Raw genomic sequence first — 26,737 nt, forward strand, 5'->3', positions numbered from 1 at the left:
TCACGTTTCCAATGAAAATTTGAGTTGTTGGCCATACAGGCTCAGCGATTCGGCAGTCAACATGACTTCATGAGAGCAGTCGACCGGATACGTCGTGATGTCGCCAGTGACGTAAGGGCGCCAACTTTGCCGCAGAGACAGACTGCGGTCGCCCTCATCCCACTGAGCAGAAAATATAGTTATATCGCCGTCGAAAACGCCCGGCTCGTGAGCTCGTTGCAGCGCCATGCTGCTGTTCATGTTTTGAATAAGGAAATCCAGAAGTTTTTTGTATCGAGGGAACTCTACGACTCCCAGCTCGCGAAGCAGTTCTTCTATCCGTTCGTAGGTAAGCGGACCATCCTGTTCTGGGATGTCTATGCCGTTGAACCGCAAGGCTTCTTCCAGTATCTGCGCTTCGTCGATGGTTTGGTTTTTCTGGGTGTCGCTGATGTCGACACAGGGCTGAGCGTCGAGAAGAATAACGTGGCTGATTGCGCATCCGCGTCGCTGAAGCTCGATTGCAAGTTCGTGGGCGACGACACCTCCAAAAGACCAGCCGAGAACGTTGTAGGGTCCGTCGGGGTAAGCCGTCTGGATTCTGTCGGCATAGTTTCTCGCCATATCGCGAATTGAGCGGGGTTCAGCTTCTTCGGGTTGCAGGATTCGTTGAATTCCGATCAGGGCACAGTCCACGTAGTTACCCAGCGTCTGATATGGCCAACTCACCCCGCCCCCGGGATGAATGCAGAACAGCGGAACACCGGTGCCATCCTTGAGGACCTCAACAGGAACTATCTCCGCGTCGTCAGCGTGGCTAGCCAAATGCTGGCTCAGACTTGTCACGGACGGAGCGTGGAACAAGGTGCGCACTGCGACGTGGGCGTCGAGGCGTGTCTTGATAGCGGCGATCACCCGCATCGCCGAAAGTGAATCCCCGCCCAAGTCGAAGAATGAGTCGTCGACGCCGACGCGCTCGAGGCCGAGTACCTCCGCGTAAATGCCGGCCAGGATCTCCTCGGTGGGGGTGGCGGGGGCGCGATAACGGCCGCGGTCTTGGTATTCCGGTGCCGGTAGCGCGCGAGTGTCGAGTTTGCCGTTGGGGGTCAGCGGCAGCTCCTCCAAGGCCACCACCGCGGCGGGAACCATATACGCCGGCAGCCGCTCGGCCAGCGCGCTGCGCACCATGACCGGATCAGCTGTGCCGGCGATATAACCCACCAACCGCTTATCACCGGGACGGTCCTCGCGGGCGATCACCACCGCCTGACCCACCCCGTCCAGCCCGGCCAGCGCCGCCTGGACTTCACCAAGTTCGATGCGGTACCCGCGGATCTTGACCTGCTCGTCAGCACGCCCCACATAGTCCAGCTGCCCATCGGCACGCCAACGCACCAAATCCCCGGTGCGATACATCCGTGTTCCGGGCAGGCCAAACGGAGATGCCGCAAACCGCGACGACGTCAAGCCTGCCCGGCCCACATACCCACACGCCAGCCCGCCACCGGCCACATACAACTCACCAACCACCCCGACCGGCACCGGCTGTAACCAACTGTCCAGCACGAAAAAGCCAAGATGGGCCAACGGCCTCCCAATGGGACTGACACTGCGCTCGACGTCGGCGTCAACAATCGGCCTAAACGAGGCATGCACCGTCGTCTCGGTAATGCCATACATGTTGATCAGCCGCAGGGATCCCGGGTGCTGGCCCAGCCACATGCCAAGACGTTGCGGGTCGAGCGCTTCACCGCCAAACACCACCGTCTCGAGCTTGAGCCGATCTGCCAGCTCTGGCGATTGCGCATCGACAATCTGCAACGCATAAAACGCAGATGGTGTCTGGCTTAACACGCTGACCTGTTCACGAATCAGCAACGCATGCAAGTCTTCTGGCGAGCGGGACACCTCTTCGGGCACCACGACCAGCCGCCCGCCATGCAACAGTGCACCCCAGATCTCCCACACCGAGTAGTCGAAGGCCAAGGAATGACTCTGCGTCCACACCTGCCCCGACAGCTCCAAATCGGTGTTCAGCGACTCCAGCAGTTGGGTGACATTGCTGTGGGTGACAGCCACTCCCTTGGGCGCACCGGTGGTACCCGAGGTGTAGAGGATGTAGGCGATGTCGTCGGCCGCCGGCGCCGGTAAGCCCGTACTGGGTTGGGTGCCGATGCGCGCGTCGTTGATATCGATGACCAGCAAGCCACGGTCCTCGAGCCGTTCGGCCAACCCCCTTGTGGTGAGCGCCGCGACCGGCGCAGCGTCGTTGAGCAAGAACTCGATGCGCGCGTCAGGATGCATCGGATCGATCGGCAAATATGCCGCCCCGGTTTTGAGCACCGCCAAAATTGCCACGACCGCCTCGGCCGACCGCGAAAACAGCAGCGCCACATGCTGGCCCGGACTCGCACCATAGCCGGCCAACAAATGCGCCAACTGATTAGACGCCTCATCGAGCTGCCGATACGTCATCGAACGGTCCGCAAAGCTGAGCGCTACCGCCTCCGGCGCACGAGCCACCTGCGCACCAAACAACACCGGAATCGACACCCCAGACACCGGAGGCGCGCTCAACACCGCCCGATTACCCCACCCATCCAAGCGGAGATGCTCACCAGCATCGAGCAGATCGACCGATGACAACGGCCGGGTCGGGTCTGCGGTGATGGCCACCAACATCCGCTGCCAGCGCTCGATGAGCGCTTGGATGCTGGCCGCGTCGAACACGTCGGTACGAAATTCGACCATCCCGCCGATCCCGGCGGGCTCACCAGCTTCGCTCCACCGCTCCCCCAACGAAAACGTCAGATCCATGCGGGCGGTGTGGATTTCCGCCGACAGCGGGGCGACCTGCAGATCCCCCAAGGTCTGCTCGGCGCCGAGGTTGTTGGCATGGCCGGCCAGGTTCTGCCACGCCATCATCACCTGAACCAGCGGCTGATGGGTCAGGCTTCGGGTGGGGTTGAGCCGCTCGACGAGCACCTCGAAGGGCACGTCTTGGTGCTCGTAGGCAGCCAGGCTGCGGGCTCGCACCTGGGCCAGCAGCTCAACGGCGGTGGGATCACCGGCCAGATCGACCCTTAGTACCAAGGTGTTGACGAAAAAGCCCACGAGTTCGTCGAGTGCGGGGTCGCCACGTCCGGCGATCGCGATGCCGACGGCCACATCACTGCTGGCGCAGAGCTTAGCGAGCAGCGCCGTCAGGGCGGCCTGGATCACCATAAAACTGGACGCGTGGTACTGGTCGGCCACTCGGGCAACCTGCTGCTGCAGCTCGGCCGGCCAATCGATCGCCACACTGGCGCCCCGGTAATCCGCCACCGGTGGGTAGGGCCGATCGGTGGGCAATTGCAGACGCTCGGGCACACCGGCCAGCGCTTGCTGCCAGTAGGCCAGCTGCGCGGCGATGGGGCTGTCGGGATCGTCGAGCTCACCGAGGTGATCACGTTGCCACAGTGTGTAGTCGACGTACTGCGCCGTTAACGGCGCCCATCCGGGGGCTTGCCCCGCACTTCGGCTGGCGTAGGCTACGCCCAGATCACGTACCAGCGGGGCGACCGACCAGCCGTCGGCGGCGATGTGGTGCGCCACCGCCACCAGCACATGCTCGTCCTCGCCGACCCGGAAAAGGGTTGCCTGCAATGGGATCTCGCTCGCCAGGTCGAAGGTGTGGCCGACGGCCGCGGCGATAGTCTGGCCCAGCCGGTCCGGCGGCCAACCGGTGGCATCGACGATGTCCCACCCGAAGTCGGCTTGCTCCGCGGGCACCACCACCTGCTGGGGTATACCGTCGACCGCTGGGAAAAGCGTGCGCAGGCTCTCGTGTCGGACAAGCACATCGGCCAGCGCCGCACCCAATGCTTCGGCATCCAGCGGCCCACGCAGCCGTAACGCTACGGGCATGTTGTAGATCGGTGTGGGCCCCTGCAATTGGTCGAGGAACCACAACCGGCTTTGCGCATAGGACAACGGGATTCGGGGTGGGCGCTCCACCGCTTGCAGAGGCGGGCGGGCGGGGCCGCCACGATAGTGGTGCAGATACTCGGCCAGCTCGGCGACGGTCGAAGCGTCGAACACATACCGCACCGGCACTTCCCGGCCAAGTGCTAGTTGCAGCCGCGAGCTGACTCGGGTAGCCCTGAGCGAATCTCCACCCAGGGCGAAGAAATCGTCGTCGAGTCCGACGCGGGCCGTGCCTAACACCTCGGCGAAGACCTCGGCGATGATCTTTTCGGTCTGGGTCTGCGGCGCCCTAAAGACAGCGGCTGCAAACACCGGCGCCCGCAGCGCTTTACGGTCGATCTTGCCTGAGGAGGTCAACGGGAACTCGTCGAGCACCACAATCTGCGATGGCACCATGTAGTCGGGCAACCACGCACCCAATTGCTGACGCACCTCGCCGATCTTGGTATCGGTCTGCGGATCGTTGGCGTAGGTGGCGCGCTGCTGGGCCTCGGCTACCGGCACGTAGAGGTCGGTCAGTGCGATGTGCTGCTCAGCGTCGGTGAGCGTGATGAAAACCGCATCCAGCATGCCCGGGCGTGTGCCCCAAGTGACGGCCACGCGGTATCCGGTGGTCTCACCGAGGCGGTACAACGCTTCGGGCACAACGCCATCGGCGGTCGTCGCGGCCTCGGTGAGCGCGTCGGCCAGCGACACCCCGGCGGCCAAACCGGCTTCGATGCAGGCCTCGCCGATCAGCCCGGCGCGCGGAATACCGGTGACGCGAACCGCGTCCGGTTGTTGGGATGCCAACCGGTCCTGCAATCCGCCCAACCCGACGCAATCATTCCATGCCCAGGTAACTGCGCCGGCCAGGGAACGCACCGGCGTGGGAGCTGTGTGGATGACGACGTCGTAGCGATGCCAGGTCAGCTCGTTGTCGGCCACCCCGCGTTTGACTTCGAGGTCAACTCCGGCCACCGAAGCATGCTGGCCGGCCCAGGTGGTGAAAAACTCCGGGGCTAGCAGCAATTCGGTCTCACCGAGCATAGCGCGCTGGGCGCGTTGGCGAATCCCGTCGGCATCGTCATTGTCAGTGCGTGCCAACGCCACCCCGGTCTGCAACGCGCCATGCAAAGCGTGGTTACGCACATCACCGAGGAACAACGTCCCGCCCGGAGCCAACATCTCGATGGCGTTATCAATGACGTCGGCCAGATATGCGGCGTTGGGAAAGTACTGGATAACCGAGTTCAGAATGATGGTGTCGAAATAACCCTGCGGCAGCGCGTCGACGACGTGCGCGGGACGGCACAGCAATTCCACCCGCTCACCCCACGACTGTGCGGCCACCGCTGCCTGCAAGCCCTCGATCGCCGGCGCCGACATATCGGTGCCGACATAGTGCTCGCAGTGTGGGGCGACCTGAGACAACACCAGCCCCGAACCCGCGCCGATCTCCAACACCCGTGCCGGTTGCAGGCACAGGATCCGATCAACCGTGGTCGCTCGCCACTCGACCATCTCCTCGAGCGGAATCGGATCGCCGGTGTAGCTGCTGTTCCAGCCCCGGAAATCCATGCCGAATCCCGGCGCCTCCACCTCGGCGCCATACAACTCGTTATAGAGGTGTTGCCATTGTCCGACCGCTTCGGCGTCATGGTCGGTGGTAGCGGTCTGCGCCAGAGTGATGTAGGCAACCAGATGTGAGCCAGTGGCGCTCCGGTGCATGGCGGCGGCGGCCTGGATGACTTGTGGGCACGCCAGCAAGGTGTTCTCGATTTCACCCAACTCGATACGTTGCCCGCGCAGCTTGACCTGCGCATCGGCGCGGCCCAAATACTCCAACTGCCCATCAGCACGCCAGCGCACCAGATCCCCGGTGCGATACATCCGCGTCCCAGCACCTCCGGTGGGGTTGGCCACGAACCGGTCCGCGGTCAACTCCGGCCGGCCCACATAGCCGTGCGCCAGCGCCGGCCCTCCTAGATACAGCTCGCCGACCACTCCGATCGGCGCCGGGTGCAGCCGCGCGTCGAGCACCAGCGCGCACACTCCCGAGATGGGGGCACCGATCGTGACCGGCTGCCCTGCCACCAGCGGCGCACAGGTAACCCAGATCGTGGTCTCGGAAGGGCCGTAGCCGTTGAACATCCGCCGACCCGGCGCCCAGGCGGCCACCAACTCTCCGGCGCAGGCTTCCCCTGTGACGATCAGCGTGTCCATCCCGTCTAGCCGGGTCCGATCCAGCGTCGCCAGCACCGTCGGGGTCAATACGGCCGCGCTGACCTGCTGGTTCTGCAGTAACGCGGTCAACGCCTCCCCGGCGTACGCCTGGGGCGGCACCACCACCAACGTCGCCCCCGCGCCGACCGCCAACAACATTTCGCCGATCGACACATCAAAGGTCGGCGCGGCCACCATCAACGTCCGTGCACCGGCGCCCAACCCGAACGCTGCGTGTTGCGCGGCCACCGCCAGCAGACCGGCGTGGCTGACCGCCACTCCTTTGGGCACCCCGGTGGACCCCGAGGTGAAGACCGCATAGGCAGTGTTGTCCGCCCCCAGCGGCGCCAGCCGATCAGCGTCGGTGATCGGATCCGCGCAGCGCCCGGACACATCCAGGCCGTCGATGCGCAGCACCGGGCGCGCCCCGGCCCCGGCCACCGTGTCGGCGCCGCAGCTCAACACACACACCGCCGCCACCGCGTCCAACACCGTGGCGATCCGCTCGACCGGATGGGACCGATCCAGCGGCACATACACCCCACCGGCCTTGACCACTGCCCACCAGGCCACCACCAACTCCACACACCGATCCATCGCCACGCCCACCGCGCGCTCTGGACCCACGCCCGCCTCGATCAGTACCCGCGCCAACCGCGTCGACCACGCATCAAGCTCGCCATACGACACCGCGCGGCTACCATCGAGCACCGCCACCGCATCCCGGTCGGTGGCCACCGCCGTCGCCAACAACTGCGCCGCCGTCCCCACCGGCGCCGCCACCCCAACACCTGACCACCCTGAGAGCACCAGATCACGCTCACCGTGATCCAGGAACGAGATCTCGCCCACCACCACCGCGGCGTCGGCCACCACCGCCTCGATCACCCGGCCAAACCAGCTGACCACCCGCTCGACGGTGGCCCGGTCAAACAAATCGGTGGCATACGACACCACCCCGGTGGCCATCGGCGCGCCCGCGTCCTCGCTGGGCATCTCACCCAACTCGAAATCCAGATCGAACTTTGCGGTGCGGGTGGTGGCCCCCGCCCCCAGCATTTCGGCGCTGACCCCGTCGAGCGCCACCGCGTCTGGGCGCACATTGTTCTGGAAGGCCATGAGCACTTGAAACAATGGATTATGCGCGGTGGAGCGCACCGGGTTGAGTTGCTCGACCAGCCGCTCGAACGGCACATCCTGGTTGCTGTAGGCATCCAGCGCCTTAAGGCGCACCTGCTCGAGCACCTCGTTGAACCGCTGCGAAGAGGTGACCCCCACCCGCAGCACCCAGGTGTTGACGAAGAACCCGACCAGATCATCGAGCGCCTGATCCAACCGTCCGGCGATCGGCGTGCCCATTGCCACGTCTTCACCGGCCCCGGCCCGGTGCAACACCACCGCCAACACCGCCTGCAACACCATCGAAGCCGTCGCGTTATGCGCTGCCGCCAGCGCCTTGACCCCCGCCCACGCCGGCGGGTCGATGCGCACCTCGATTTCGTCACCGCGGTAACTGGGCACCGGCGGGCGGGGCCGATCCGTCGGCAGCGACACCACCTCGGGCAGATCCGCCAACTCTTGTCGCCAGTAGGCCAACTGCGCAGCGATCACACTGTCGGGATCAGACTCCGAACCAAGCCAGTCCTGTTGCCACAGTGTGTAATCGGCATACTGCACCGCCAATGGCGCCCAATCCGGCGCCCGGCCCTGTAGCCGCGCCCGATACGCCTCGGCGATATCCCTGACCATCGGCGCCAGTGACCAGCCGTCAAACGCGATGTGGTGCACCACAATCCCCACCACATGCTGCTCAGGACCCAGCGCATAGATCTGCGCGCGCATCGGGATCTCGTTCGACAGATCAAACCGATACCCCGCCAACGCCACCAACTCGCCGACCACATCCTGCTCGGGCACCGACACCACCGCCGCGTCGGCGTGCCACCACATGTCTGGCTGAGACGGCAACACCTGCTGGAACGGCACACCGTCAACGTCGGGAAACACGGTGCGCAGCGATTCGTGGCGCGCGATCACATCATCGAGCGCCGCCCCTAGCGCCTCCACATCCAACGGCCCAATGATCCGTAAAGCACTCGGCATGTTGTAGGTCGCCACCCCGCCCTCGAACCGGTTGAGGAACCACAACCGGCTCTGCGCGAACGACAACGGCACCCTCGTCGGCCGTGGGCCTGCCACCAACGGCTTGCGCCGGCTACCGCCCGCAGCGATACGCGGCGCCAACTGGGCAACCGTGGGCGCCTCGAACACGCTGCGCACCGCAATCCCGGCATCCAGGTCGGTGTTGATCGCCGCGATCAGGCGCATTGCGGACAGTGAATCCCCGCCCAAGTCGAAGAACGAGTCGTCGACCCCGACCCGCTCCAGCCCCAACACCCGGGCATAGATGCTGGCTAAAATCTCCTCGGTGAGGTTGGTCGGGCCGCGGTAAGCGTCGGCGTCCTGATAATCCGGTGCCGGCAAAGCCCGCGTGTCGAGTTTGCCGTTGGGAGTCAACGGCAAGGTGTCGATTGCCACTACCGCGGCCGGGACCATATACGCCGGAAGCCGCTCGGCCAGTCGCGTACGCACCTCGGCCGGATCCGTTGTGCCGGTGACATAACCCACCAGCCGCTTGTCACCGGGGCGGTCTTCGCGGGCGATTACCGCCGCCTGGCCCACCCCGTCGAGTCCGGCCAACACCGTCTGGATTTCGCCGAGTTCGATGCGATACCCGCGGATCTTGACCTGCTCATCGGCGCGGCCCGCATACCGCAGCTGCCCATCAGCACCCCACCACACCAAGTCCCCGGTGCGATACATCCGTGTTCCAGACCCCCCGAATGGGCACGCCACAAACCGCGACGCCGTCAACCCGGTCCGGCCCACATACCCATATGTCAGCCCGGCACCGGCCACATACAGCTCACCGACCACCCCAGCCGGCGCTGGACGGAACCACCCATCCAGCACAAACAACGCCGCGCCGGGCACCGGCGAGCCGATCGGCGGTGCCCCCGACCCGGCCGTCAACGGCGCACTCAGCATCACAACCATCGTCGTCTCGGTCGGGCCATAGGCGTTGACCATCACCCGCGCGGGAGCCCACCGATCCACCACTTCAGCCGGGCAGCTCTCACCCGCCACCACCAACGCCAACGAATCCAAACCCTCAGCGGAGAGCATTGCCACCGCCGAGGGCGTCTGGGTAAGCACGCTGACACGTTCAGCGATTAGCAAGGCGTGGAAGGCTTCCGGCGAGCGTGTCACGGAGTCGGACACCACCACCACTCGCCCACCGTGTAATAGCGGGCTCCACATCTCCCAGACCGACGAGTCGAACCCATAGGTGTGGCACTGCGTCCACACGCCCGCCGTCGGCAGATATGCACCCAGCGACTCCAACAACTGGATGACGTTGTGGTGGCTGACGGCAACCCCTTTGGGGACGCCAGTCGTACCCGAGGTGTAGATGAGGTAGGCGATGTCCTCGGGCGCCGGCGGCGGCACCGCGGTGCCGGGTTGACTGTCCACCGCGGAATCGTCGACATCGATAATCAACAGCTCATGGCCGTCCAGTCGATCGGCCAAGTCAACAGTGGTGATCGCGGCGATAGGCGCGGCGTCGGCGAGCATGAACTCGATCCGCGCCGTCGGCAGCGTCGGCTCGATCGGCAGATAAGCCGCCCCCGTCTTGAGCACCGCCAAAATCGCGACGATCGCCCGAGCCGACCGGGGAACCAGCAGCGCCACAACCTCGCCTGCCCCCACCCCGTGAGCGACCAGTACGCGCGCCAACCGGTTTGCGGCCTCATCGAGTTCCCGGTACGTCATCGACCGGTCCTCGAATGTCACCGCCATCGCGTTGGGTGTGCGCGCCACCTGTGCGGCGAACAACACCGGAATCGACACTGCCGCGACCGGCGGTGCAGCCAGGACCGCCCGGTTGCCCCACTCATCGAGCCGGGCGTGGTCACCCTCATCGAGCAGATCGATCGACGACAGCCGCCGCATGGGCTCGACGGTGATCGCTGATAACAACCGCTCCAGTCGGTGGATGAGCGTCTGGATGCTGACGGTGTCGAACACGTCGGTGCGGAACTCGACTACACCGCCAATCCCGGCGGGTTCACCGGCCTCGGTCCATCGCTCGGCCAACGAGAATGTCAGGTCCATGCGGGCGGTCTGGGTGTCCGCTGTCAGGGGGCTAACCTGCACGTCACCCAAGCCCGGCTGGGCGGCGGCGTTATTGTCACGCCCGGGAAGGTTCTGCCAGGCCAACAACACCTGGATCAGCGGGTGATGAGTCAGGCTTCGGGTGGGGTTGAGCCGCTCCACCAGCACCTCAAAGGGCACGTCTTGATGCTCGTAAGCGGCCAGACTGCGCGCGCGCACCTGGGCCAGCAGCTCAACGGCGGTGGGATCACCGGATAGGTCAACCCGCAACACCAAGGTGTTGACGAAAAATCCCACCAATTCATCTAGTGCCGGGTCACTGCGCCCGGCGATCGGGAACCCTACCGCCACATCGGAACTGGCGCTCAGCTTGGACAACAACACCGCCAACGCGGCCTGCACCACCATGAAACTGGTCGCCTGGTGCTCACCAGCGATCCGGGCAATCTGCTGCTGCAGCTGCGCCGGCCAATCCACGGCCACACTGGCACCCCGGTAATCAGCCACCGGCGGGTAAGGCCGATCGGTGGGCAACTGCAGCCGCTCGGGCAACCCCGCCAACGCCTGCTGCCAGTAGGCCAACTGCGCAGCGATCGGGCTGTCGGGATCCTCAAGATCCCCCAACTGCTCGCGCTGCCACAACGTGTAATCGACATACTGCACCGCCAGCGGCGCCCAGCCGGGAGCCTGCCCGGCACACCGACTGGCATAAGCCACACCCAGATCACGCACCAGCGGGCTCACCGACCAGCCGTCGGCAGCGATATGGTGAGCCACCGCCACCCACACATGCTCATCATGGCTGATTCGGAAAAGCGTTGCCCGCAAAGGGATCTCGGTGGCGAGGTCGAAGGTGTATCGCACTGCTGCCGCGACCACCTCACCCAGCCGCTCTGCCGGCCAACCGCTGGCATCGACGACGTCCCAACCAAAGTGGGCGAGCTCGGCCGGCACCACCATCTGCTGCGGTATCCCCTCGACCGCCCCATACAAGGTGCGCAAGCTCTCGTGTCGGCCCACCACATCGGCTAGCGCCGCAGCCAACGCCTCAACGTTCAGCGCCCCGCTCAACCGCAACGCCACCGGCATGTTGTAGACCGGCGAAGGCCCCTCCAACTGGTCGAGGAACCACAACCGGTTTTGAGCAAACGACAACGGAACCCTCGCCGGCCGCTCAACGGCCACCAACGGCTTACGCCGAACCCCACCCCCGGCCACCCGCGGGGCCAACTGGGCAACCGTGGGCGCCTCAAACACCGCCCGCACCGAAAGTCCGGCTCCCAGAGCAGCATTAACCGCCGCCACCAGGCGCATTGCCGACAGCGAGTTCCCGCCCAGGTCGAAGAATGAGTCATCAACCCCGACTCGTTCGAGTCCGAGGATCTCGGCGTAGATGTCGGCCAAGACTTCTTCGGTGGGGGTCTCCGGAGCGCGATACTGCGTCGCGGTGTATTCCGGTACCGGCAGCGCGCGGATGTCCAATTTGCCGTTGGGAGTCAACGGCAGGGCGTCCAGTGCCACCATCGCCGCGGGGATCATGTAGGCCGGCAGCCGCTCGGCCAGCGCGGTACGCACCTCGGCCGGGTCGGCATTGCCGGTGACATAACCCACCAGACGCTTATCACCGGGGCGGTCCTCGCGAGCAACCACCACCGCCTGCTCCACTCCGGGTTGGGTCGCCAGCACCTCCTCGATCTCACCGAGTTCGATGCGATACCCGCGTATCTTGACCTGTTCGTCAGCGCGCCCGAAATAGTGCAGCTGCCCGTCGGCACCCCACCGCGCCAGGTCCCCGGTGCGATACATCCGCGTCCCGAAACCTTCGAACGGGCAGGCCACGAACCGCGAGGCAGTCAACCCGGACCGACCCAGATATCCGCAGCCCACTCCGGAGCCCGCCACATACAACTCGCCGACCACACCGGCAGGTACCTGATGCAACCAGCCGTCGAGCACGAACAGCGCCGCCCCCGCCGCCGGCGCGCCGATCGGCACCACATCCGACCCCGGCCTCAATGGCGCACTCATCGCCGCGTACACCGTGATCTCGGTCGGACCGTAGGCGTTGATCATCACGCGGCCCGGCGCCCACCGATCCACCACGTCAGTAGGACAAGCCTCACCGCCAACCAGCAAGGCCACTGACTCCAACCTCTCCGGCGAGAGCACCCCCACCGCCGACGGGGTTTGGGTCAACACGCTGACGCCTTCGCCGATCAGTAGGTCCTGGAAGTCATCTGGTGAGCCGGCCACCGACTCAGGGACCACCACTAGCCGCCCACCGTGCAGCAACGCACCCCAGATCTCCCACACCGAAAAGTCAAAGGCGAAGGAGTGACACTGCGTCCATACCTGTCCGGGCGGCAGGCCGGCATTGAGCGAGTCCGACAACTGGGTCACGTTGTGGTGGGTAATTCCCACCCCCTTCGGCACACCGGTGGTCCCCGAGGTGTAGATGATGTGGGCGATGTCATCGGGTTTCGGTGTCGGCAGTGCCGTGCTCGGTTGGCCCTGAACAGCAAGGTCATCGACGTCGATGACGAGCACGTTGTGTCCGTCCAGCAGCGACCGCAGCGCCGCCGTGCTGATCGCGGCGATCGGCGCGGCATCGTCGAGCACGAACCCAATCCTGGCTGTCGGCACTGTCGGGTCGATCGGCAAATAGGCTGCCCCGCTTTTCAGCACCGCCAGAATCGCCACGATGGCCTCAGCCGACCGCGGCAATAGCAGCGCAACGCACTCTCCCGGCCCGACGCCTTGGCCAGACAGCAAGTGCGCCAACTGGTTTGAGGTCTCGTCAAGCTCACGATAGGTCCACGACACCTCACCGCAGCTGATCGCCATCGCATCGGCAGCGCGGGCTACCTGCCCGGCAAACAATTCCGGTATCGACACCGGCGTCGCCGGCCGGCTCAACACCGCCCGGTTGCCCCACCGATCCAGGTGGGCACGCTCGTCGTCATCAAGCAGATCTACCGACGAAAGTGCTCGCGCCGGGTCGACGGTGATGGCCACCAATACCCGCTCTAGCCGCTCGATCAGCGCCTCGATGCTGGCGGGATCGAACACGTCGGTCCGAAATTCCACGCCCCCTCGGATCCCGGCGGGCTCACCGGTATCATCCCAGCGTTCAGCCAGAGAAATCGCCAGATCCATTCGCGCAGTGTGGGTATCAGCCGACAGCGGGGCGACCTGCAGATCGCCAAAACTCGACTTGACGGCCGGCTCGGCGTTCTGCGCAGGCAGATTCTGCCAGGCCAACAACACTTGCACCAACGGGTGATGGGCCAGGCTTCGGACGGGGTTGAGCCGCTCGACGAGCACCTCGAAGGGCACGTCTTGGTGTTCGTAGGCGGCCAGGCTGCGCGATCGAATTTGGGTAAGTAGCTCACCGACGGTGGGATCACCGGATAGATCGACCCGCAACACCAATGTGTTGACGAAAAAGCCCACCAGGTCATCGAGTGCGGGGTCGCCGCGCCCGGCGATCGGGAAGCCAACCGCCACATCAGAACTGGCGCTCAGCTTGGACAACAACACCGCTAGCGCGGCCTGCACCACCATGAAACTGGTCGCGTTGTGCTCACCGGCTACCCGGGCGATCTGCTGCTGCAGCTGCGCCGGCCAATCCACGGCCACACTGGCGCCCCGCTGATCAGCCACCGGAGGGTAGGGCCGATCGGTGGGCAACTGCAGCCGCTCGGGCAGCCCCGCCAAGTTCTCTTGCCAGTAGGCCAACTGCGCGGCGACGAGGCTGTCGGGATCGTTGAAGTCCCCCAGCTGTTCGCGCTGCCACAGCGTGTAATCGGCATACTGCACCGGTAGCGGCACCCAGCCCGGGGCCTGCCCGACAGATCGGCTGGCGTACGCCACTCCCAGATCACGCACCAACGGGGTGGTCGACCAGCCGTCCGCGGCGATGTGATGGGCCACCGCTACCAACACGCACTCATCATCAGCAACCCGGAAAAGCCATGCGCGCAACGGGATCTCAGTGGCCAGGTCGAAAGTATAACGGACCGCGGCGTCGACTGCCTCAGCCAGCCGCTCCGCCGACCAACCGCTGGCATCAACGACGTCCCAACCCACCTCGGCCCGCTCAACCGGGACCACCATCTGCTGAGGGAGGCCCTCAACCGCGACGAACAGTGTGCGCAGACTCTCATGGCGGCCCACCACATCACCCAGCGCCGCAGCCAAGGCCTCGACATCCAACGCCCCGCTGATCCGCAACGCGACGGGCATGTTGTAAATCGGTGACGGCCCCTGCAACTGCTCCAAGAACCACAACCGGTTTTGGGCGAACGACAATGGGACCACCGCGGGCCGCGGGACCGCGACCAACGGCTCACGTCGACCCGTACCACCGCCGACACGGAGCGCCAACTGGGCAATCGTGGGCGCCTCGAACACGGTCCGAACGACAAGGCCGGCATCCAGGCCGGCATTGACCGCCGCGATCAGACGCATGGCGGACAGCGAATCCCCGCCCAGTTCGAAGAATGAGTCGTCGACCCCCACCCGCGCGAGCCCGAGGACCTGGGCGTAGATGCCGGCCAGGATCTCTTCGATGGCGTTGGCCGGAGCTCGATAGCAATCGCCATCTTGGTAGTCCGGTGCGGGCAAAGCCCGCTTGTCGAGTTTGCCGTTGGGGGTCAGCGGCAGCGCTTCCAGCGCCACTACCGCGGCCGGAACCATATAGGCCGGTAGCCGTTCGGCCAGCCTGCTACGCAGCCCGGCGGGATCGGCTGTCCCGGTGACATAGCCCACCAGGCGCTTGTCACCGTGGCGATCCTCGCGGGCGATCACTACCGCGTGCTCCACGCCGTCCACGCCTGCCAGCGCTGCCTGAACCTCACCGAGTTCGATTCGATACCCGCGGATCTTCACCTGCTGGTCAGCACGCCCGACATACCGAAGCTGGCCATCGACGCCCCACCACACCAGGTCTCCGGTGCGATACATCTGCGCGCCCGGCCCGCCGAAGGGGCAGGCCACAAAGCGCGACGACGTCAACGGACCGCGGCGCACATATCCATATCCCACCCCAGAACCGGCCACATACAACTCACCGACCACTCCAACCGGAGTTGGGCGCAGCCAGCCATCCAGCACAAAAAAGGCAAGATGCGCCAACGGCACTCCGATGGGACTGGCATGGCTGTCGATATCCGACTCGACGATCTCCCGGAACGAAGCATGCACCGTCGTCTCGGTCGTGCCGTACATGTTGATGAGGCGGGGGGATTTCGGGTGATGGTGCACCCACATCCCAAGGCGCTGTGGCTCCAGCGCTTCGCCGGCGAAGACCACGGTCCGAAGCTTGAGCTGTTCTCTCAGCTCCGGCGTCAGCCCGTCGGCGGTTTGCAGCGCATAAAACGCAGAGGGGGTCTGGCTTAAGATGCTGACTTGTTCGGCAGCCAGCAACGCATAAAACTCTTCCGGCGAACGGGCCACCGACTCGGGCACAATCACTAGCCGGCCGCCGCGCAGCAACGCACCCCACATTTCCCAGACTGAAACGTCGAAAGCCAACGAGTGCCATTGCGTCCACACCTGTTCCGATGCCAAGTCGGCGTTCACTGACTCCAGCAGCTGAGTCACATTGCGATGGGTGACGGCCACCCCTTTGGGGACACCGGTAGTGCCTGAGGTGTAGATGACGTAGGCGACATCGTCGGGGCGTGGCGCAGGTAGTGCTGTGCTGGGTTGGGTGTCAATGTGGGTGTCGTCGACATCGATGATCGGCAGGTCACACCCGTCGAGCCGCGACCGCAGACCCACGGTGGTGAGAGCCGCGATCGGCGCAGAATCTGCGAGCATGAACTGCATTCGCGCTGCCGGTACCACCGGGTCGATCGGCAGATAAGCCGCCCCGGTTTTGAGGACGGCCAGTATTGCGGTGATCGCCTCGACCGACCGTGAAAACAGCAGTGCGACATACTGGCCGGGGCCCACACCATGACCAACCAGCAAGTGCGCCAACCGGTTAGCGGCATCGTCCAACTCCCGGTAACTGACGGAGCGGCCTTCAAACGTCAGCGCAGTCGCCTCTGGGACACGCGCGACCTGCGCCGAGAACAACGCTGGTACTGAAATCGCGGTGGTCGGCTGGGTCAATGCCGCCCGGTTGCCCCATTCGTCTAGCCGGGTGTGCTCGCCCTCATCGAGCAGATCGATCGACGACAGCCGCCGGGTGGGCGCGGCGGTGATCGCCACCAGCACCCGCAGTAGCCGTTCGATGAGCGCATCGATGCTCGTCGCATCGAACACGTCGGTACGAAACTCCACTGCTCCCCGAATCCCGGCGGGCTCACCGGCGGCGGTGAAATGTTCGGCCAACGAAAATGTCAGATCCATGCGCGCCGTTTGGGTGTCCACCGTCAAAGGGCTGACGTGGACATCGCCCAGGCTTGGGTTGGCGGCGGGGCCGGTGTCTTGTCCGGCGAAGTTCTGCCAGGCCAACAACACCTGGATCAGCGGGTGATGAGTCAGGCTTCGGGTGGGGTTGAGCCGCTCCACCAACGCTTCAAAGGGCACGTCTTGATGCTCGTAGGCGGCCAGGCTGCGCGATCGTATCTGGGCCAGCAGTTCGGCGATGGTGGGATCACCGGCTAAATCAACCCGCAACACCAAGGTGTTGACGAAATACCCCACCAACCCATCCAGCGCCGCGTCGCCGCGCCCGGCGATCGGGAACCCCACCGCCACATCGCAACTGGCGCTCAGCTTGGACAACAACACCGCCAACGCGGCCTGCACCACCATGAAACTGGTCGCCTGGTGCTCACCAGCGATCCGGGCAATCTGCTGCTGCAGCTGCGCCGGCCAATCCACGGCCACACTGGCACCGCGGTAATCAGCCATCGGCGGGTAGGGCCGATCGGTGGGCAACTGCAGCCGCTCGGGCAACCCCGCCAACGCCTGCTGCCAGTAGGCCAGCTGCGCAGCGATGCGACTGTCGGGATCCTCAAGGTCCCCCAGCTGTTCGCGCTGCCACAACGTGTAATCGACATACTGCACCGGAAGCTGCGCCCAGCCAGGCGCCTGACCGACGCACCGGCTGGCATAGGCCACGCCCAGATCACGCACCAACGGGGTGATCGACCAGCCATCAGCGGCGATATGATGGGCCACCGCCACCAACACATGCTCATCATCGCCGAGGCGGTAAAGCGTTGCCCGCAACGGGATCTCGGCTGACAAGTCAAACGTGTAGCGCACCGTCGCTTCGATGGCCGCACCGAGCGACTCTGCCGGCCAGCCGCTGGTATCGATGACCCGCCAACCGAAGTCGGCCCGCTCAACGGGAACCACCACCTGCTGAGGTACGCCATCGGCCGCGACAAACCGAGTGCGCAGGCTCTCCTGGCGACCCACCACATCGCCCAGCGCCGCAGCCAACGCCTCGACATCCAACGCCCCGCTCAACCGCAACGCCACCGCCAGGTTGTAAACCGGCGACGGCCCGTGCAACTGATCGAGGAACCACAACCGGTTCTGCGCAAACGACAGCGGAACCCTTGCCGGCCGCTCCACGGCCACCAACGGCTGACGCCGACCCTCGCCCTCAGCGACCCGTCGGGCCAACAGGGCAACCGTGGGCGCCTCAAACACCGCCCGCACCGAAAGATCCGCCTCCAAAGCGGTATTGGCCGCGGCGATCAGCCGCATCGCCGAAATGCTGTCCCCACCCAAATCGAAGAACGAGTCGTCGACCCCGACCCGCTCCAGTCCCAGGATTTGGGCGTAGATGTCGGCCAGGGTTTCTTCGGTGGGACTGGCCGGAGCCCGATACTGCGTCGCGCTGTATTCCGGTGCCGGCAGCGCACGGGTATCGACCTTGCCGTTGACCGTCAACGGCACGGCGTCCAGGGCCACCACCGCTGCGGGGATCATGTAGGCCGGCAGCCGCTCAGCCAATGCTGCGCGCGACTCGACCGGATCTGCGGTACCGGTGATGTAGCCCACCAGGCGTTTGTCGCCGGGGCGGTCCTCACGGGCAACGACCACCGCCTGCTCGACGCCCGCCAAACCCGCTAAGGCTGTTTGGATCTCGCCGAGTTCGATGCGATAGCCGCGGATCTTGACCTGCTCATCAGCACGCCCCAAATACTCCAGCTGTCCATCAGCGCGCCAACACACCAAATCCCCGGTGCGATACATCCGCACCCCAGTTCCGCCGAACGGGCAGGCGACAAACCGCGACGCCGTCAACCCGGCCCGGCGCACATACCCAACACCGACCCCGGACCCGGCCACATACAACTCACCGGCCACCCCCGCCGGCACCGCACGCAACCAGGCATCAAGCACAAACAACGCCGCCCCCGGCACCGGCGACCCGATCGGCACCACGCCCGACCCTGGCTTCAGCGGCGCACTGATCGCCGCATACACCGTCGTCTCCGTCGGCCCATAGGCGTTGACCATCGCCCGCCCCCGCGCCCACCGCTCCACCACCTCGACCGGACAGGGCTCAGCGGCCACCACCAACGCCGCCGATTCCAGCCTTTCCGGAGAAAGCGCACCAACTGCCGAGGGGGTCTGGCTCAACACACTGACTGCTTGAGCAGCCAACAGGTCGTGAAAGTCCTTCGGGGAGCGCGTCACCTCGTCGGGCACCACCACCAGGCGCCCGCCGTGCAGCAGCGCCCCCCACATCTCCCACACCGAATAGTCGAAAGCCAACGAATGACATTGCGTCCACACCTGCCCGGGCGCCAGCTCCCAACCCACATCCAGTGAGTCAAATAACCGGGTCACGTTGTGGTGGGTGACCGCCACCCCCTTAGGAGTGCCCGTCGTGCCCGAGGTGTAGATGATGTGGGCAATGTCATCAGCGTCCGGCGCCGGCAACGCCGTGCTGGGTTGAGCATCGATACGAGGATCGTCGACATCAACGACGGCCAACTCGCACCCGTCGAGCCGCGACCTCAGACCGGCGGTGGCGATCACCGCAGTCGGCGCGGCATCATCAAGGATGAACTGCATCCGCGCCGCGGGCACCACCGGATCGATCGGCAGATACGCCGCCCCGGTCTTGAGCACCGCCAGAATCGCCGCGATCGCCTCAGCCGAACGCGACAACAGCAGCGCCACACATTGTCCCGGACCGACACCATGAGCACACAGCAAGTGCGCCAACCGGTTAGAGGCTTCATCGAGCTGGCGGTACGTCACCGAAAGGTCTTGAAAGACCAGCGCAACCGCGCTGGGCCTCCGCGCCACCTGGATCGCGAACAACTCCGGAATCGACACCGCCGCCGGCGCCGGCGCAGCCAACACCTCCCGGTTGCCCCACTCCTCCAACCGAACCTGCTCAACCGCATCAAGCAGATCTATCGACGACAACCGCCGAGCCGGCTCAGCGGTGATCGCCACCAACACCCGCTGCAGCCGTCCGATCAGTGTTTGGATGGTGTCTGCATCGAATACGTCGGTACGAAACTCCACCGCCCCACCGATCCCAGCAGGCTCACCCGCGCCGGTAAAGCGTTCACCCAGCGAAAACGTCAAATCTGTACGGGCCGTAGAGGTATCAGCCCCCAACGGGGTCACCTGGAGGCCACCCAGGGCCATCCCGGCGGCGTTACTGTCCTGCCAGTCGGAGTTCTGCCAGGCAAGCAGCACTTGGATCAGCGGATGGTGGCTCAGGCTTCGGGTGGGGTTCAGGCGCTCGACGAGGATTTCGAAGGGCACGTCTTGGTGCTCGTAGGCGGTGAGGCTGCGCGATCGTATTTGGGCCAGCAGCTCAGCGACGGTGGGGTCACCGGCTAGATCAACACGCAGCACCAGGGTGTTGACGAAGAAGCCCACAAGGTCATCGAGCGCGGGGTCGCCGCGCCCGGCGATTGCGATGCCTAGTGCCACATCAGAACTGGCGCTGAGCTTGGACAACAGCACAGTTAGCGCGGCCTGGATCACCATGAAGCTGGTGGAGTTGTGCTCACTGGCTACTCGGCCGACCTGCTGCTGCAGCTGTGCCGGCCAATCCACGGCCACACTGGCGCCGCGGTAATCCGCCACCGGCGGGTAGGGCCGATCGGTGGGCAACTGCAGGCGCTCGGGCAGCCCGGCCAACGCCTGCTGCCAGTAGGCCACCTGGGCGGCGATCGGGCTGTCGCTGGCGGCTAGGTCACCGAGGTGTTCACGCTGCCACAGCGTGTAGTCGACATATTGCGCCGGTAGCGGCGCCCAGTCGGGAGCCTGCCCGACACAGCGGCTGCCATAGGCCACCCCCAGATCCCGCACCAAAGGGGTGACCGACCAGCCATCGGCGGCAATATGATGCACCACCGCCACCAACACATGCTCGTCGTCGGTCAGGCGGAAAAGCCATACCCGCAAAGGAATCTCGGTCGACAAATCAAACAAGTACCGCACCGCCGCGTCAATGGCCTCGCCCAGCCGCTCCGACGGCCAATCAGCGGCATCAACGACCTGCCAACCCAACTCGGCCCGCTCAACCGGGACCACTATCTGCTCAGGGGTCCCCTCGACCGTCGCAATCAGAGTGCGCAGACTCTCATGGCGGGCCACCACATCGCCCAACGCCGTACCTAACGCCTCAACATCCAGCGGTCCGCTGATCCGCAATGCCACGGGCATGTTGTAAATCGGCGACGGCCCCTGCAACTGATCCAAGAACCACAACCGGTTTTGGGCATACGACAACGGAATCCGTTGTGGGCGAGGCATCGGCTGCAGCGGCGCGCGGGCGGGACCGCCACGATGACGATGCAGATACTCGGCCAGACCCCCGACAGTGGGCGCGTCGAACAGGTACCGCACCGGCACTTGGCGGCCCAACGCCAGTTGCAGCCGCCCACTGACCCGCGCGGCGATCAGCGAGTCCCCGCCCAGGGCGAAGAAGTCGTCATCAAGACCGACCCGGGCCGTCCCCAACACCTCGGCGAACACCTCGGCCACCAGCTTCTCGGTAGGGCTTTGCGGCGCCCGAAACGTCGTGGCTGCAAAGATCGGGGCGGGCAGCGCTTTTCGGTCGATCTTGCCCGAGGAAGTCAGCGGGAACTCCTCGAGCACCACGATCTGAGCCGGCACCATGTAGTCGGGCAACCACGCGCCCAGCCGCTGTCGCACCGCACCCAGTTTGGAGTTGGTCTGCGGGTCGTTGGCGTAAATGACGTGGTGCTCGACCACCGGCAAATACAAGTCAGTCAGCGCGATGCGAGGGTCCGCATCGTTGGCGGCCAGGAAAACCGCATCCAACATGCCTGGCCGGCTACCCCAGCTCACTGCGACCCGATATCCGGTGCTGTCCGCAATGCGATACAAGTCTTCGGGCACAACAGAACCGGCGGTCGCGGCGGCAGCGTCGGCAAGCGCGTCGTCCAGCGCCAGCCCAGCCTCGAGGGCATGGTCGGTGCAGACCTCACCGATCAGCCCAGCACGCGGAATTCCGGTCACGCGAACAACCCCCGGATGTTCGGCTAGCAACCGCTCCGCCAACCCCTCCAGGCTCGGGCCATCGGTCCATGCCCAGACCGGTGCATCGGCCAGTGAGCGCACCGGTGTGGGGGTGGTGTAGATGATGACGTCGTAGCGGTACCGGGTCAGTTCGTTGTCGGCCACCCCGCGTTTGACTTGCATCTCAAGCCCGGCCACCGATGAATTCTCGGCGGCCCACGTGGTGAAATATTCCGGGGACAGCAGCAATTCGGTCTCAGCGAGCAGCGCGCGTTGGGCTCGTTGGCGGATCTCGTCGGCATCAGCTTTAGCGTCCTGGGCGAGCGCGATCCCGGTCTGCAACGCACTCTGCAGGCTGTGGTTGCGCACATCACCGATGAACAACGCGCCACCCGGGGCCAACAACTGCAAGGCGTTGTCGATGACTTGGCGCAGATAGGTGGCGTTAGGGAAATATTGGATGACCGAGTTGATAATGATTGTGTCGAAATAACTGTGGGGCAGCGCTTCGATGACATCGGCGGCCTGGCAAAGCAATTCGACACGCTCACCCCAGGGCTGTGCGGCCGCCGCCGCCTGCAGGCTCGTGATCGCCGCCGCCGACATGTCGGTGCCGACATAGTGCTCACACTGCGGGGCGACTTGCGAGAGCACCAACCCCGAACCGACCCCGATCTCCAGCACCCGCGCCGGATGCAACGCACGGATCCGCTCCACGGTGGCCGCGCGCCACTCGGCCATCTCCTCCAGTGGAATCGGCATTTCGGTGTAGCTGCTGTTCCAGCCCCGAAAATCCATGCCGAATCCCGGCGCCGCGGCCTCAGCGCCGTACAACTCGTCATAGAGGTGCTGCCACCCCTCAACGGTCTGAGTGTCGTCCTCGGCGCTGGCGATGTCCTCAAGCGTTACGTAGGCGACCAACTGCGCGCCGGTAGCGCTGTGGTGCACGCTGGCAGCAGCCCCAGCGACTTGCGGGCAGGCCAACAAGGTGTTTTCGATCTCGCCCAATTCGATGCGCTGCCCGCGCAACTTGACCTGCGCATCAGCGCGACCCACATACTGCAGGCGGCCACCGGCAGTCCAGCGCACCAGGTCCCCGGTGCGATACATTCGCGCCCCGACACCGCCAAAGGGGTTGGCCACAAACCGTTCCGCGGTCAACCCCGCCCGGCCCACATAGCCACGCGCCACCGCCGGCCCACCCACATACAACTCACCGACCACCCCCACCGGCGCCGGGCCCAACTGCCCATCAAGCACCCATGGGCGCACCCCCGCGATCGGGCCACCAATGTCGATCGGCTGCCCCGCCACCAACGGCGCACTACCGGTCGCCCAGATGGTGGTCTCGGTTGGCCCGTAAGCATTGATCATCACCCGGCCCGGTGCCCAAGCGGCCATTAACTCACCCGGGCAGGCCTCCCCCATCGTCAGCAGCGTGCCGAGGTTTTCGAGCCGGGTCCGATCCAGCGACGCCAACACCGTCGGCGTCACCACCGCCGCACCGACGTGTTGCTCCGCCAACAGCGCGGTCAACGCCTGCCCGGCATACACCCCCGGCGGCGCCACCACCACCGCCGCGCCCGCCCCCGCCGCCCACAACATTTCAAACACCGAGGCATCAAAGGTCGGCGCGGCCACCATCAACACCCGCGCATCGTCACCCAGGCCAAGCAGCTCGCGTTGCGCCGCAGCCACCCCCAGCAGCCCGGCATGGCTGACCGCCACCCCCTTGGGCACCCCCGTCGACCCGGACGTGAAAATCACATACGCGCCGTTGTCAACCCCCAACGGCGCGAGTCGATCCGCATCGGCAATCGGATCACCACTGCGCCCCGAGACATCCAGCTCGTCGATGCGAAACACCGGGCGACTCCCGGTCCCGGCCACCGTGTCTGCAGTGCACGCCAATACACACACTGCACCCGCCGCATCCAACACCGCGGCGATGCGCTCCACCGGATGAGCCGCATCCACCGGCACATAAATCCCGCCGGCCTTGACGATGGCCCACCAGGCCACCACCAACTCCACACACCGATCCATCGCCACGCCCACCGCGCGCTCAGGCCCCACCCCCGCCTCAATCAGCACCCGCGCGAAACGCGACGACCACACATCAAGCTCGCCATACGACACGCTGCGCGCACCGTCGACCACAGCCACCGCCTGCGCATCGGCGGCCACCGCCGCCGCCAATATCTGCGGCGCCACCCCCACCGGCGCCGCCACGTCCACCCCAGACCACCGCGATAGCAACAGATCTCGTTCGCCGCGATTCAGCAACGACACCTGGCCCACTACCACCGAGGCATCAGCGACTACCGCCTCGATCACCCTGCCAAACCAGCCGACCACCCGCTCAATGCTGGACCGGTCAAACAAATCCGTGGCATACAACACCACCCCGGCAGCCATCGGCGCGCCCGGATCCTCGCCGGGCGCCTCACTCAGCTGGATATCAAGGTCAAACTTTGATGTGTGGGTGAAAACGGCCAGCGGTTCGACGCCGACTCCGCCGAGCGCCACTTCGGGGCGCGCATTGTTCTGGAAGGCCATGCCCACCTGAAACAGCGGGTGGTGCGCCGTGGAGCGCACCGGATTGAGCTGTTCAACGAGCCGCTCGAACGGCACATCCTGATTGCTGTAGGCATCCAGCGCCTTATCCCGCACCCGCTCCAGCACGTCGGAAAACCGGTCCGCGGAAGTCAGCCCGACACGCAGCACCCACGTGTTGACGAAAAACCCGACCAGATCATCCAGCGCCTCATCGACCCGCCCGGCGATCGGGGTGCCCAACGCAATATCCTCACCGGCCCCGGCCCGGTGCAACACCACCGCCAACACCGCCTGCAACACCATCGACGCCGTCGCGTTATGCGCCCCCGCCAACGCCTTGACCCCCGCCCACACTTGCGGGTCGATGCGAACCTCCACCACATCACCGCGGTAACTGGGCACCGCCGGACGGACCCGATCGGTCGGCAGCGACACCACCTCAGGCATGTCAGCCAACTCCTGGCGCCAATAGGCCAACTGCGAAGCAATCACGCTGGCGGGATCAGACTCGTCCCCGAGCCAATCCTGTTGCCACAGCGTGTAATCCGCATATTGCACTGCCAAATCAGGCCACCCCGGCGCCCGGCTGCGCCGCCGCGCCTCATACGCCTGTCCCACATCCCGGACCATCGGAGCCAGTGACCAGCCGTCAAAAGCGATGTGGTGCACCACAATCCCCACCACATACTGCTCGGGACCTACCGCATAGATCTGGGCACGAATGGGGATCTCGCTCGCCAGATCAAACCGATGCCCGGCCAGCCGCACCAACTCGCCGGCGACATCTTGCTCAGCCACCGCCACCACGGCAGCATCGCCGCGCCGCCACATCCCCGGCTGAGCCGGCAACACCTGCTGCACCGCCACACCGTCCACATCGGGAAATACCGTGCGCAGCGCTTCATGGCGAGCGATCACATCATCGAGCGCCGCGTCCAGTGCGTCGGCATCCAAGGGCCCATTGATCCGAAACGCCGTCGGCATGTTGTAGGTCGCCGCCCCGCCCTCGAACCGGTCCAAAAACCACAACCGGCTCTGAGCAAACGACAACGGGACCCTCGCCGGTCGCGGGCCGGCCACCAACGGCGCACGGCGATCCCCGTCTTCGCCGATACGCGGCGCCAACTCGGCCACCGTCGGCGCCTCAAACAGCGTGCGCACCGCAAGGCTGGCACCCAAGCCGGCGTTTGCGGCAACAACCACGCGCATCGCCGACAGTGAATCCCCACCCAGGTCGAAGAATGAGTCGTCGACCCCGACCCGATCCAGCCCCAGCACCCGGGCATAAATACCGGCCAGAATCTCCTCGGTAGGGGTGGCCGGCGCACGGTAAGCATCGGCATCCTGGTACTGCGGTACCGGCAAAGCTCGCTTGTCGAGTTTGCCATTTACGGTCAACGGCAGGCTATCTAGCACCACCACCGCCGCCGGAATCATGTAGGCCGGTAACCGCTCAGCCAGCCGCGCGCGGATCTGCGCGGGATCTGCTGCGCCGGTGACATAACCCACCAGACGTTTATCACCAGGGCGGTCTTCACGATCAACGACCACCGCCTGAGCCACTCCATCCAGCGCGCTTAACGCCGCCTGAACCTCACCGAGCTCAATGCGGTACCCGCGAATCTTCACCTGCTCATCGGCGCGCCCCAAATACTCCAGCTGTCCGTCAGCTCGCCACCAGACCAAATCGCCCGTGCGATACATGCGTGTTCCGGGCGCCCCTGACCCTGCAAAGGGACACGCGACAAACCGCGACGACGTCAGCCCCGCGCGGCGCCAATACCCAACCCCCACACCGGTGCCGGCTACATACAACTCGCCGACAACACCGGCCGGCACCGCCTGCAACGATTCGTCCAGCACGAACAACGCCGCCCCGGCCACCGGCGCACCGATCGGCACCACTCCGGACCCCGCTACCAGCGGCGCACTGATCGCCGCATAGACCGTGGTCTCCGTCGGGCCGTAGGCGTTGATCATCACCCGCCCCGGCGCCCACCGATCCACCACCGCCACCGGACACGCCTCACCGCCGACCAGCAACGTCACCGATCCCAAACCGTCGGGCGAGAGCATTCCCGCGGCAGACGGGGTTTGCGTGAGCACGCTGACCTTTTCGGCGACGAGCAGGTCGTGGAAATCGTCCGGGGAGCCCGTTACCGCTTCGGGCACCACCACCAGCCGCCCACCGCGCAGCAACGCACCCCAGATCTCCCACACCGAAAAGTCGAAGGCCAACGAATGGCACTGCGTCCACACCTGACCTGACAGCTCCGCGTCCAGTGCCTCTATCAGCTGGACCACGTTGTAGTGGGTGATGCCCACCCCCTTGGGCACCCCGGTGGTGCCCGAGGTGTAGATCAGGTAGGCAATATCGTCGGGCGCCGGCGCCGGCAATGCGGTACTGGGTTGGGTGGCCGTA

Annotated in this window: 1 protein-coding gene (only partly in view); it reads right to left on the reverse strand. The window is 65.3% G+C overall.

Going from position 1 to position 26,737, the window contains the following annotated elements; genetic code table 11:
• Positions 1-26,737 carry the 3' portion of a non-ribosomal peptide synthase/polyketide synthase gene (locus AC5Y5W_RS09950; protein WP_500010449.1) on the reverse strand. 494 nt of this gene lie beyond the right edge of the window, so only the last 26,737 of its 27,231 coding nucleotides appear in the window; its start codon lies beyond the right edge, outside the window — the gene reads right to left on this strand; its stop codon occupies positions 1-3.

The sequence above is a fragment of the Mycobacterium sp. NGS51 genome, assembly GCF_059812525.1.